The 12111-nt window shown below is 62.5% G+C and carries 10 protein-coding genes and 1 pseudogene; 4 read left to right on the top strand and 7 right to left on the bottom strand.

Annotated elements, in window-relative coordinates; genetic code table 11:
- Positions 1–73: 73 nt before the first annotated feature.
- The 4 genes and pseudogenes from ACWPWO_RS03950 to ACWPWO_RS03935 form a co-directional block, all read right to left on the bottom strand.
- The gene (locus ACWPWO_RS03950; protein ID WP_454004568.1) at positions 74–541 is read right to left on the bottom strand and encodes a barstar family protein; all 468 of its coding nucleotides are present in this window, start codon (positions 539–541) and stop codon (positions 74–76) included.
- Positions 538–1736 (bottom strand): annotated as a pseudogene (locus ACWPWO_RS03945) (patatin-like phospholipase family protein). The gene ACWPWO_RS03950 and the pseudogene ACWPWO_RS03945 overlap by 4 nt, the downstream one beginning before the upstream one ends.
- A 9-nt stretch (positions 1737–1745) precedes the next feature.
- Positions 1746–4040 (bottom strand): NADP-dependent malic enzyme, encoded by a 2295-nt coding sequence (locus tag ACWPWO_RS03940; protein ID WP_454004566.1) that lies wholly within the window; start codon positions 4038–4040, stop codon positions 1746–1748.
- A gap of 156 nt (positions 4041–4196) precedes the next feature.
- A complete protein-coding gene (locus tag ACWPWO_RS03935) occupies positions 4197–5111 on the bottom strand; it encodes a hypothetical protein (RefSeq protein ID WP_454004565.1) in 915 nt (304 codons plus the stop codon).
- A gap of 130 nt (positions 5112–5241) precedes the next feature.
- Here ACWPWO_RS03935 and ACWPWO_RS03930 point away from each other — a divergent pair, with 130 nt between their 5' ends.
- Positions 5242–6402 (top strand): pyridoxal phosphate-dependent aminotransferase, encoded by a 1161-nt coding sequence (locus ACWPWO_RS03930; protein ID WP_454004563.1) that lies wholly within the window; start codon positions 5242–5244, stop codon positions 6400–6402.
- A gap of 14 nt (positions 6403–6416) precedes the next feature.
- Here ACWPWO_RS03930 and ACWPWO_RS03925 read toward each other — a convergent pair whose 3' ends face one another.
- A complete protein-coding gene (locus ACWPWO_RS03925) occupies positions 6417–7256 on the bottom strand; it encodes a transglycosylase SLT domain-containing protein (protein WP_454004562.1) in 840 nt (279 codons plus the stop codon).
- A gap of 80 nt (positions 7257–7336) precedes the next feature.
- Between ACWPWO_RS03925 and ACWPWO_RS03920 the strand changes: the two genes are divergently transcribed.
- Entirely contained in the window at positions 7337–8881 is a 1545-nt protein-coding gene (locus tag ACWPWO_RS03920; RefSeq protein WP_454004560.1) for a UbiD family decarboxylase, read from the top strand.
- A 112-nt stretch (positions 8882–8993) separates the two neighbouring features.
- On the opposite strand, the gene gloA is transcribed toward ACWPWO_RS03920, so the two are convergent.
- Together gloA and ACWPWO_RS03910 are read right to left on the bottom strand one after the other, a co-directional pair.
- Complete coding sequence (gene gloA / locus ACWPWO_RS03915) at positions 8994–9464, bottom strand: lactoylglutathione lyase (protein ID WP_454004558.1); 471 nt, start codon at positions 9462–9464, stop codon at positions 8994–8996.
- A gap of 40 nt (positions 9465–9504) precedes the next feature.
- On the bottom strand, positions 9505–10425 hold the full coding sequence (locus ACWPWO_RS03910) for a LysR family transcriptional regulator (protein WP_454004556.1): 921 nt from the start codon (positions 10423–10425) through the stop codon (positions 9505–9507).
- Positions 10426–10732: 307 nt separating this feature from the next.
- Here ACWPWO_RS03910 and ACWPWO_RS03905 point away from each other — a divergent pair, with 307 nt between their 5' ends.
- Both ACWPWO_RS03905 and ACWPWO_RS03900 read left to right on the top strand, forming a co-directional pair.
- On the top strand, positions 10733–11020 hold the full coding sequence (locus tag ACWPWO_RS03905) for a hypothetical protein (RefSeq protein WP_454004554.1): 288 nt from the start codon (positions 10733–10735) through the stop codon (positions 11018–11020).
- A complete protein-coding gene (locus tag ACWPWO_RS03900) occupies positions 10966–12111 on the top strand; it encodes an MFS transporter (RefSeq protein ID WP_454006264.1) in 1146 nt (381 codons plus the stop codon). Before ACWPWO_RS03905 ends, ACWPWO_RS03900 begins: the two co-directional genes overlap by 55 nt.

Below are 12111 nucleotides of genomic sequence, written 5' to 3'. Positions count from 1 at the left end.
TGATAAAAAAACTCCGGCTCAAGGCCGGAGTTTTCATTTGTCCTGTAGCGCACTCACGCGCGTGAGCGCGGGATCAGTCTTCGTCCTGGCCCGAATACGGCACGGGGTCCACGCCTGGCTCGGGGTCGGGGTGCTTGCCGGCATGCAGCACGGCATAGACAAAACGGCGATCGTTGTTGGAGGCCCACTCATGCACGTCGTCGCAGACGCGCAAGATGGCCTGGGCGTCTTTTTCCAGGGCGGGATCGCCCGAATGCAGATTGTCGAACCACAGGGCCAGGCCGCTCTTCTGGTCCAGTACGGTATCGCACAGGCAGTCGTACAAGGCGTCCAGATTGCCGCCGAAGAACTCGGGAAAATCCACCGCCTTGACCACGGCGCGCAACACCGCCGAGCGGTTGCGCGCCCGGTCGCACTCCTCCACCATGGCCGTCAGGCCGTGGGCCTGGGCCTGCTCCAGGAAATCGGCGGCCTTCAGGCCGCCTGCGTCGAGCAAACCGCCCTTCTGCAAGACAGCTTGCAAAGTAAGGTCCTGGCTCATTTCGACGTCTCCTTAAAAAACGCTAACACTTCTTCACGACGACTCATGGTATCGGTCTTTCCTAACTCGATCAGCTCTTGGGTGTAGCCGGACTCGAATAACAAATATGAGATTAATGCGCCGCCTGTAGTCGGACCGGACTTTGAAGATACACCAAGTACTCGAAATAGGGTACGCGCAGCAGTTGGCATCTGATGGATATGCCGGATGGCAATTTCGTCCAGCGAGCGGCTGGGAGTGATGGCAAACGTGCTGACAGGACGCAGCGATTGGCTTTGTAATACATTTGCTGGCATGTACGCAAGTAGCGTATTTATGCGCTCCATGCGCTCGATATCCATTGACACGCTGTCCAGGAATATGTTGGATAAAGCATAGCCGCTGATCTGCGCCAGGGACGGATAGGGAGGGTCGGACGGCTTCTCGCTGCGGTAGGTATTGTCGGCATAGCCCGTGCCCACGATCAGAACCTTGTGCGCCCCCAGGTGGATGGCGGGACTGATGGGCGCGAGCTGACGCATGGTGCCGTCGCCGCACCATTGCACCTGCCCTTCCACCATCAGAGGCTGGGCCGGGAAAACAAAGGGAATGGCGCTCGAGGCCATCAGGTGTTCTACGCCGATGGCTCCCGATATGGCCCGGCGCAGGTTGCGCGACCAGGAGCGGATGCGCCGGTCGGATTGGTAGAAAGTCAGGTGTTCGCCCGTGGTGTAGGCCGCCGCCGTGATGGCCAGCGCGCCCAGGTGCTCGCAGGCCAGATTGCGCTGCAGCCGCTCGAAGTCCAGATTTTCCTCAGCAGGCGGCGCAAAGGCGCATTGTCCAGCAGGGAATGGGGCGTGTGCTCGCGCAGGCGCGGCGCGAGCCAGCCCAGCGACACCGTGGCCAGCCAGTGCAGGCTGGTCTTGAGCAGCAGCACCGGATCGGCATGGAAGATGTGGTGGCTGTTCAGCGAGCCCCACAGCTGTTGTATGTGGTCCACACCTTCATGGGGTTTGTCGGCCTTGCAGGCCAGCCCCGCCGCATTGATGGCGCCGGCCGAGGAACCGCAGATGATGTCGAATGGATTGGTGAAGTCCGGATTACGCTGCGGATCCAGGATCTCCAGCAGGCCGGCCAGCACGCCGGCCTGGTAGGCGCCGCGCGCCCCGCCCCCGTTCAGGACCAGTGCGACGGGAGACGAGGTGCGGAAGATCATGGCGCGGGATCAGGCGTCGGCGGGCACGTTGGCGTCCACCACCGTGACCGCCGTCATGTTGACGATGCGCCGCACGGACGACGTGGAAGTCATGATGTGCACCGGGGCGCGCGCGCCCAGCAGGAAAGGACCGATGGCCACATTGCCGCCGGCCGCCGTCTTGAGCAGATTGTAGGCGATGTTGCCCGCCTCCACGTTCGGGCAGACCAGCAGATTGGCCTCGCCGCTGAGCGTGGACGTAGGCAGGACCTGCAGCCGGGCCTTCTCGTCCAGCGCGCAGTCGCCATGCATCTCGCCATCCACCTCCAGCGTGGGATCCAGCATCCGCACCTTTTCCAGGGCCTGGCGCATCTTCACCCCGGCCGGCGCGTCGTTGGTGCCGAAGTTCGAGCTGGACAGCAGCGCCACCTTGGGCTCGATGTTGAATTGGCGCATCTTGCGGGCCGCGGCCAGCGTGATCTCCGCCACCTGGGCGGCGTCCGGGTCGTGATTGATGTGCGTATCGGTCAGCGCCACCGAGCGCTCGCTGAGCAGCAGGATGTTCATGGCGGCGTAGGTCTGCACGCCCGGCGCCTTGCCGATGACCTGGTCCACCAGCTCCAGGTGGTTTTCATAGCGGCCCACCGTGCCGCAGATCATGCCGTCGGCATCGCCCAGGTGCACCATCATGGCGCCGATCAGCGTGGGGCGGCGGCGCATTTCCACGCGGGCCATTTCCTTGCTGATGCCGCGCCGCGACATGATCTCCCAGTAACTGGTCCAGTATTGGTGGAAACGGTCGTCCTGCTCGGGATTGGTGACTTCCACATCGACGCCCAGGCGCAGGCGCAGGCCGTAGCGCTCGATGCGCTGCTGCAGCACGGCGGGTCGGCCGACCAGGATGGGACGGGCCAGGCCTTCGTCCACAATGATCTGCACGGCGCGCAAGACCCGTTCGTCCTCGCCCTCGGTGAAGACCACGCGGGCCTTGCCGCCATCCTGCACCAGGCCCCGGGCCAGGGAATAGATGGGCTTCATAAACGAGCCCGACTTGTAGACGAACTGGCGCAGTTGATAGACGTAGTTGTCGAAGTCCTGGATGGGCCGGGTGGCCACGCCTTCGTCCATGGCCGCCTTGGCCACGGCGGGTGCGATGCGCACGATCAGGCGCGAATCGAAAGGGCGGGGAATGAAGAAGCCCGGACCGAAGGTGACTTCCTGCAAGCCGTAGGCGGCCGCCACGCCTTCGTCCTGCTCTTCGCGCGCCAACTGGCAGATGGCGTGCACGGCGGCCTTCTCCATGCCGCGGGTGATGGTGGTGGCGCCCACATCCAGCGCCCCGCGGAAGATGTAGGGAAAGCACAGCACATTGTTGACCTGGTTCGGATAGTCCGAACGGCCGGTGGCCATGACCACGTCGTCGCGCGCGGCGTGCGCATCCTCGGGCAGGATCTCCGGATTGGGATTGGCCAGGGCCAGGATCAGCGGATTGTCCGCCATTTTCTTGAGCATCTCGGGCTTGAGCACGCCGCCGGCCGACAGGCCCAGGAACACGTCCGCGCCGTCGATCACGTCATTGAGGGTGCGAGCCTCGGTCTGCTTGGCAAAGCGCGCCAGCTCGGGCACCTGGTGGCCGGGGCGGCCGGCGTAGACCACGCCGTCGATGTCCGTGACCCAGACATTTTCCTCGGGCAGGCCCATGTCCACCATCAGGTCCAGGCAGGCTAGGGCGGCCGCGCCGGCGCCGGAAGTCACGACCTTGATCTTCTTGATGTCCTTGCCGACCACGCTAAGGCCATTCAGGAAGGCGGCCGTCACGCAGATGGCCGTACCGTGCTGGTCATCATGGAAAACTGGGATGCTCATGCGCTCGCGCAGCTTGCGCTCGACCTCGAAGCACTCGGGCGCCTTGATGTCTTCCAGGTTGATGCCCCCGAAGGTGGGCTCCAGCCCGGCGATGATGTCCACCAGCTTGTCCGGATCGGTTTCGTTGATCTCGATGTCGAACACGTCCAGGCCGGCGAATTTCTTGAACAGCACGGCCTTGCCTTCCATGACGGGCTTGGAGGCCAGCGCGCCGATATTGCCCAGGCCCAGCACAGCGGTGCCGTTGGAGATCACGCCCACCAGGTTGCCGCGGCCGGTGAAACGGAACACGTTCTGCGGATCGGAGACGATTTCCTCGCAGGCGGCCGCCACCCCGGGCGAATAGGCCAGCGCCAGATCCCGCTGATTGGACAATTGTTTGGTCGGTATGACCGACAGCTTTCCGGGCCGTCCCTGCTCGTGATATTCCAGGGCCGCTTTCCGAAAATTGGCATCCATGCTGTACACCTACACAAAAAACCATTGAACGAACTGGCGGCCCGGCGGCGAATCGTCATTCCCCGGCCCCAGTGGCGTCATCCCCTCGCCAGGACGGGACAGGGTTCATTCTAGCCCTTGAGCATGAGGCTGGGGAAATCGGGCGGGACAGATCGGCTACAGCGCCTGGCCGGGATAGGAAAAACGATCGGTGGGATCGAACAGGGCCTTCACCTGGCTATCCACATCCTGGGCCTGCCAGCACTGGCCTTCGCCCGGCCAGCGCCAGTCGTCCGGGTCAGCGCCGGCTTGCAGGTTCTCGTCCAGCACCAGCCATTCCACCCAGGCCAGATCGCCCCCATGGCCCAGCATCAGGTGCGCCAGATTGATGCCGTCGCCGGCCGCCGGCTGCAGGGCGTCCAGCCGGTAGCGGCCCGGCCATGCGTGGCCCGGCCATTCGCCCTGCAGCAGGGCCTGCGTATCCGGCCGGGACATCAGTTGGAACAAGGCGGGAATCAGTTGCTGCAGGCGCAGGCTGTCGAGCGGATTGCGGTTGGCTTCGCCGAAAGGCCCCAGTGCCGCCTGGGTATTGTCGGCCAGCAGCACAGAGCAGTGCCGCAGCCCGGACAGGGCCGTGCGGCCCGCGGGCCAGGCATGCAGGCGGCGGTCGGCCAGCCAGGCCCCCACGCTCATGCCCGCCGGCAGGTGGGCCAGTCCCGCGAAGCCGTGCGCCTCCAGCTCGCCCAGCAGGCAGCCGGGCTGCACGAACCACAAGGGCGAGCCCGGCTCCAGGCGCTCGCAGCGCGCCATCTGGCGTCCCGGCGCCAGCCAGAGCGTCGGCCCTTGCGGTTCGGCAGCCAGCGGCACGCCGTCCAGCCCCAGGGTGATGCCGTACTCGGCGGCCAGGGTCAGGGCGATATGCACGTCGGCGCTGGAATCGGGCGCCAGGCGGGCCTGCTCATGACCCTCGGCGTCATCCAACTGGAGAAATGAGCCCTGGACCCGGGCCGCCAGGCGCGAGCCAAACGCCTGCCAGGCCGTCTGGGGCGGGCGGCGCCCCATGAGAAATGCACGCCGGGACGGAGAAACCATAGACTTTTCCTGCAACAGACCTAAACTTGAGACAGGCCGACCCTTGCGCGCCGCGCACGCGCGGTCCAGGCCGCCTCGCTGCCCTTTCGAGCAAGGCACTACAATACACTTTTTGCCCGAGATTTGCCGTATGTCCCGCCTCGCCAGCCGCACCGAACTGGTCGCTCCCTTCCACGCCGTGGAACTCTTCAAGCAAGCCAATGCCCTGCAGGCCGCCGGCCGCGACATCATCAGCCTGGGCATAGGCGAGCCGGACTTCACCGCGCCCCAGCCAGTCGTGGAAGCCCTGCGCCGGGCGACCGAACAGGGCCTGGGCCAGTACACGGCGCCGGCGGGCCTGGCAGCGCTGCGCGAACGCATCGCGCTGTACTACGAACAGCAGTTCCGCGCGCGCGTGGACCCGTCCCGCATCCTGGTCACGGCCGGAGCCTCGGGCGCCCTGTCGCTGGCCACGCTGGCGCTGATCAACCCGGGCGACGAGGTGCTGATGCCCGACCCCTCCTACCCGGCCAACCAGAACTTCATCACGGCCGCCGGCGGCGTGGCGCGCCTGATCCCGGCCAGCGCCGAAGAACGCTTCCAGCTCAGCGCCCGGCACATCCGTGAACATTGGGGCCCGGCCACGCGCGGCGTACTGATCGCCTCGCCGAGCAACCCCACCGGCGCCACCATCTCGCGCCCCGCCCTGAAAGAGCTGATCGCCGAAGTGCGCGCCCGCGACGGCTTCATCATCATGGACGAGATCTACCTGGGCCTGTTCTATGAAGAGGCGCCGCTCAGCGCCCTGACGCTGGATCAGGACATCATCGTCATCAACAGCTTCTCAAAATACTTTCACATGACGGGCTGGCGCCTGGGATGGGTCATCGCCCCTGCCTGGATGACGGCGGTCTGCGAGCGCATGGCCTCCAGCCTGGCGATCTGCGCGCCCTCGCTGGCCCAGCACGCCGCCCTGGCCTGCTTCGAACCCGAAACCATGGCCATCTACGAAGAGCGCCGCCTGGCCTTCAAGCAGCGCCGCGACTACCTGCTGCCCGAGCTCGAGCGCCTGGGCCTGCGCGTGCCGGTGCGCCCCGACGGCGCCTTCTACATCTACGCCGACATCCGGGAGCACAGCCAGGACAGCGACGCGTTCTCGCACCAGCTGCTGCACGAAGCCGGCGTGGCCGCCGTGCCAGGCCGCGACTTCGGCCATGCGCATGCCTCCTACACCCTGCGCCTGGCCTACTCCACCGGCATGGATCGCCTGCAGGAAGCCATCGCCCGCCTGGGCCGCTTCCTGGGACGCTGACACCACGGGCGGGCTCAGCCCGTCCGGATGGGAATGCCCGAAGCCAGTGCGATGCGGCGCCGTTCGGCCAGGACCTTGGCCCCGTAGCCGCCGTCGCTCGGCCCCGTGGCGCCCACATAGCAGGCCAGGCCGCCCTCGACGGAGCCCCGCCGCCGTATGCAGTCGGACAGGATCTGGGCGCCCACGCGCACATTGGCTTCGGGGCTGAGCACCGCCAGCGTGCCCTCCATGTAGATGTCGAATTTTTCCTTGTGCACCTTGGTCATGACCTGCATCAGGCCTTGCGCGCCCACATGGCTTTCCGCATACGGGTTATAGCGCGACTCGATGGCAATGACCGCCAGGATCAGTTGCGGATCCAGATTCTTTTCCTTGCCCACGATGAAGGCGGTGTGGATCAGGGCCCCGGCCACGGAATGGGCGATCTTGTACTTGCGGGCCAGGTAGCTGCGCAGGGCCTGCATCTGGGCGGGCGTCACGCCTTCCACCGGCTGGCCCGCCACCGAGGCGCGCAGGTTGCGCATGAAGCCCTGGTAGGCCGACACGGCCTGGCGCTGCTCGGCCGGCGTCAAGCTGGCGTCGTCCGCCGGTTCATCCTGCAGTTGCTGCTCGGCAGGCCAGACGGCCTGGCTGTAGGCGTCGTATTTCACCGCTTCCGGACGCAGGGTTTGCACGAGTCCGGTGTAAAGCTGGTTAAACTGGGCGCGCATCGAGGGCACGACCACGCAGGCGGCGATCGTGACCAGCACGGCAATGCCCAGGTACATGGCGCAGACGTGCACCAGCTCGCCGACGCGATACGTCAGGGTGCGAGCCGAACGACTGAGCACATGATCCATTTCCTGGAGGACCATCCGTGGCATCCTTAGTGTTGCAGACTGCCCGATGTTAACCTTAACGATCCAAACAAATGTAACCGGAGCCACTTTCATCTGTGAAATACCGTGACTTGAGAGACTTTATTGCCCAGTTGGAAGCGCGTGGCGATCTGAAGCGGATTACGCAGCCGGTGTCGACCCGCCTGGAAATGACGGAGATCAGCGACCGCGTGCTGCGCGCCGGCGGCCCGGCCCTGCTGTTCGAAAATGCGCAGCACAACGGCGCTCCCGCCGCCATGCCCGTACTGGCCAATCTGTTCGGCACGCCGCAGCGCGTGGCTCTGGGCATGGGCGCGCAGGACGTGTCGGCCCTGCGCGAGACCGGCGAGCTGCTGGCCTCTCTGAAAGAACCCGAGGCGCCGTGCGGCAGGCGCGATGCTCTGGCGAAGGTATCCATGCTGAAATCCGCGCTCTGGGACATGAGTCCCAAGAACGTGCGTTCGCCCGCCTGCCAGGAAATCGTCCTGGAAGGCAAGGACGTGGACCTGAACCAGATTCCGCTGCAGCTGTGCTGGCCGGGTGATGTCGCCCCCCTGCTGACCTGGGGGCTGGTGATCACCAAAGGACCGCACGCCAAGCGGCAGAACCTGGGCATCTATCGCCAGCAGCTCATCGGCCGCAACAAGCTCATCATGCGCTGGCTCTCGCACCGAGGCGGCGCGCTGGACTTTCGCGACCACGCCCTGGCCCATCCCGGCCAGCCCTTTCCCATCGCCGTGGCGCTGGGCACGGATCCGGCCACCATCCTGGGCGCGGTCACCCCGGTACCCGACAGCCTGTCCGAATACCAGTTCGCGGGCCTGCTGCGCGGCTCGCGCACGGAAGTGGCCAAGGCCCTGGGCAGCGAATTGTCCGTGCCCGCCTGGGCGGAAATCGTGCTGGAAGGCCACATCCTGCCCAGCAGCCATCCGGATGCGCTGGCTCCCGTCGTGCCCGAGGGCGTGAATCCGCCGCCCGACAGCGGCTATGAAATGGCGCTGGAAGGCCCCTATGGCGACCACACCGGTTACTACAACGAGCAGGACTGGTTCCCGGTGTTCACGGTGGAGCGCATCACCATGCGCCGCAAAGCCATCTACCACAGCACCTACACCGGCAAGCCGCCGGACGAGCCGGCCGTGCTGGGCGTGGCCCTGAACGAAGTCTTCGTCCCGCTGCTGCGCAAGCAACTGCCGGAAATCGTGGACTTCTACTTGCCGCCCGAAGGCTGCAGCTACCGGCTGGCCGTGGTCTCCATCCGCAAGCAGTATGCCGGCCACGCCAAGCGCGTGATGTTCGGAGTCTGGAGCATTCTGCGCCAGTTCATGTACACCAAGTTCATCGTGGTGGTGGACGAGGACGTCAATACGCGCGACTGGAAGGAAGTGATCTGGGCCATGACCACGCGCATGGACCCGGTGCGCGATACCGTGCTGGTGGAGAACACTCCCATCGACTACCTGGACTTCGCTTCGCCGGTGTCCGGTCTGGGCGGCAAGATGGGGATGGATGCGACCAACAAGTGGCCTGGCGAAACCCAGCGCGAATGGGGTACGCCCATCAAGATGGACGACGCCACCCGGAAGAAAGTGGACGATATGTGGTCGTCCCTGGGGCTGTAGGCGCAACAGCCCCCCCTGAACGACAGGCTAGAGATAAACAAAGACCATGCTCCGTCATTGCGGCGCCTGGTCTTTGTTTCATGCGGCACATCAAACGGGACGCAGGCCTTCGTCAGGGCGACGCAAGCGGCTCCACCAGTTCAATCAGGTACTCGTCGGGGTCCAACACAAACGCAATCGTACGTTTGCCATGATTCATCTGTTTGGGGGGTGTCTTTATCTTTACCCCGCTCTCTTCCAGCTTGCGCACCGCCTGATGAACATCATTCACCATCAATGCCAGATGACCAAACGCCCGGCCCTTTTCGTAGGGTTCCGGATGGTCCCAGTTATACGTCAACTCCAGGCTGGACTGGGTGGCTTCATCAAAGCTGAGAAACACATTGGTGAACCTGCCTGATTCGTACTCGGTGCGCCGCAGTATCTTCATGCCCAGAATGTCTCTGTAGAACGCCAGGGATCGCTCCAGATCCAGTACGCGCAACATGACATGATCAAAGCCAAATTGTATTTCAGAGGTGCTCATGGAGACGGGCATGTATTTGAAAACTGCAATGTAGCAAAACCGCCCGTCTTCAATCATGACCGCTCCTCACAGAGCCGTGAGAAATACTCAAGGCCGATCAGGTGGATGCCATCAAGCCTGAAGAGATGGTCTGGATGAACAAAGGTACGCAAGGGTTGGCATTGCTTTCCTGCCACATGATGTTGATGAAGGACTGTGGGTGCTGCCCTGACAAGTCCAGATCAATCGCAACCAGGTCCCGGTGTACGTACTTGCGCAGGGACTGGGACAGAATGGCAATGCCGATATTGGCCGCGACCATGCTCATGATCCCCGTAATGGTGCTGGCTTCCTGCACGGAATTGGGGTGAAACCCGGCATGACGGCACAAGGAATAAAAATAACGCCGCCATACCTGCCAGTGAGTCTTGCTGCCCACCACAAAGCGTTCATTGGCGAGATCCACCAAAGGAATGGTCTTTTCCTTTGCCAAAGGATGATGGCTCTGCAACAACACAATCGGATCATCACGACACACCGGCTTCCACCGCACCCCCAGCTCTTCAGGGTCATCGGAAAACGCAAAGCCGAAGCCCAGGTCGAGGCTGCCCTGCTGCAGGCCCTGAATCTGCTGCTGAGTCGGCATATACAGCAAATCGGTGGTGATGTTGGAGTACTGCCGCTTGAAGTGCTCCAGCGTCCTGGGCAGCACATCCTGAACGGCGTAGTCGTTATAGGCGATGATCAAATGACCAATATCACCAAACTTGGCTTTCTGAGCCAGCTCGATGCCCCGCTCCAGGTGGACGAATACTTGCTCGATCTCTTGCAGAAGCAGGAAACCGGCCGCGGTCAGTTTGACCTGGCGGGTACTGCGCTCGAACAGGTCCACCTGCAGGTCATCTTCGAGTTTCTTGATGATGCGCGTCAGCCCCGGTTGCGTGATGTGCAGCAGCTCGGCCGCTTTCTTGAAGTGCAACTGCTCGGCCACCGTTTTAAAAGCCCGCAAGTGATGCAAGTCGAGGCGTCCTGGGATCATGGCTCAGCTCGTTTTTCTATTATTAACACCGCGATCAATAATAGTGCGCGAATAGTGAATGGACAAGCAATTTGCGGAGGTTTAGCTTATCGATCACGTGCTGGCCAGCATATCCACGAGGATGTCATGACCTCATTCAGCCCCAGATAGCAAGGAGGATTCCGTCCTGTTCCAGTCGATTCTCTATTCGACCTTTGAAAGAACATCCATAAGACCAACACCAACTTATAAATAATAAGAACGAATATTCCCACAGGGTTTGATTTCAGAAAAAACAGATAGTCCCAGCACTTGAGGAGACATGAGTATGCAAAGGGAAACCAAGGTGGCGGAATCGGGGCATACCGATACCGGCCATATCAAAAAAGTAATGATGGGTTCAGCGGCAGGCACTATCGTTGAATGGTTTGATTTTGCTTTATTCGGCTACATGGCCGTCTATATCGCACAGAACTTCTTCCCCTCGGAAGACAAGATGGCTGGGTTACTGGCAACCTTTGCCGTGTTTCTGGTGTCGTTCATCGTAAGGCCGCTGGGGGGATCTACTTCGGCAAGCTGGGAGACAGGATTGGCCGAAAAAAGATCCTGGCCTTGACCGTCCTGCTGATGTCCGGATCGACCGCAGCGATTGGCCTGATCCCTACCTATCACAGCATCGGTATCTGGGCTCCGATTCTGCTGATCATCATCCGCTGCATCCAGGGACTGTCCGCAGGTGGGGAATATACCGGCGCCACCATATACACCGTCGAGCACAGCCCCATGAACAAACGCAATTCCTATGCCTGGGCCATGTCGGGCGCGACTTACTTTGCCTTTGCGCTGGCTGCGGGGATCAGTGCGGCTCTGGCGGCAATTGTAGGGACCGAAGCCATGGGGGATTGGGGCTGGCGCACGATTTTCCTGCTGGCCATCCCAATGGGTATCGTGGCCTTCTTCATCCGTGACCACTTGTCCGAATCGCCTGAATTCCAGCAAATGCGTGCGGAGAAAAAGGGCCAGGTCAGCTACACGGCGTCGCAGGTTTTCAAGGCGGAAGGCTGCAACATCGTGAAGCTGGGCGGATTCATCGTGCTGTACGCCTTGTCCTTCTATATTTTCTCCACCTACATGAACACCTTCTTGCGTACCGTGATTGGCTTGTCGCCGGTACAGTCCCTGACCGCCAATATGGTTGCCCTGCTTTTCGTGACGGCGCTGACACCGATTGCCGGCATCATTTCCGACAAAGTGGGCCGTCGCAGGATGATGCAGTTCGCCGCTGTCTGGCATGCCCTGTTCACGATTCCCGCCTACATCATCGTCAGCAAGGGAGCTTCTCTGGAAGCGGCCATCATCGGCATGCTGATCATCGGCATTGGTCAGGTTGCGGCCAGTGTCGTGGCGGTAACGCTGCTGTCCGAGATGTTTCCCACAGACATGCGCTATACCGCATCAAGCATGTGCTACAACATCACCTTCGCCGTTTTCGGCGGCACCGCTCCCTACTTGGCCATCTGGCTGACTGCCCAGACCGGCAGTTATCTGGCGCCGGCCTTTTACGTCACCGTGGTGGCGGTACTGTGCTTCTTCTGGGTCACGATCTTGATGCCCGAGACAGCCAACAAGCCCTTGCGTCGCTATCACACTGAACCGTCACATGATGCCAAGCCGGCTGTCAGCCTGGGCAAGGCAAGTGCCAGCTAG

This window comes from Alcaligenes sp. Marseille-Q7550, from assembly GCF_965112015.1.
The sequence above is the reverse complement of the archived record's forward strand: the minus strand, read 5'-3'. Positions and strand labels throughout refer to the sequence as shown.

Excerpts from the sequence above, each read along its gene's own strand:
- ACWPWO_RS03950 (WP_454004568.1), bottom strand. The coding sequence starts at position 541 with ATGAGCCAGGACCTTACTTTGCAAGCTGTCTTGCAGAAGGGCGGTTTG.
- ACWPWO_RS03930 (WP_454004563.1), top strand. The coding sequence starts at position 5,242 with ATGTCCCGCCTCGCCAGCCGCACCGAACTGGTCGCTCCCTTCCACGCC.
- gloA (WP_454004558.1), bottom strand. The coding sequence starts at position 9,464 with ATGATTGAAGACGGGCGGTTTTGCTACATTGCAGTTTTCAAATACATG.
- ACWPWO_RS03905 (WP_454004554.1), top strand. The coding sequence starts at position 10,733 with ATGCAAAGGGAAACCAAGGTGGCGGAATCGGGGCATACCGATACCGGC.
- ACWPWO_RS03940 (WP_454004566.1), bottom strand. The coding sequence starts at position 4,040 with ATGGATGCCAATTTTCGGAAAGCGGCCCTGGAATATCACGAGCAGGGA.
- ACWPWO_RS03910 (WP_454004556.1), bottom strand. The coding sequence starts at position 10,425 with ATGATCCCAGGACGCCTCGACTTGCATCACTTGCGGGCTTTTAAAACG.
- ACWPWO_RS03935 (WP_454004565.1), bottom strand. The coding sequence starts at position 5,111 with ATGGTTTCTCCGTCCCGGCGTGCATTTCTCATGGGGCGCCGCCCGCCC.
- ACWPWO_RS03925 (WP_454004562.1), bottom strand. The coding sequence starts at position 7,256 with ATGGTCCTCCAGGAAATGGATCATGTGCTCAGTCGTTCGGCTCGCACC.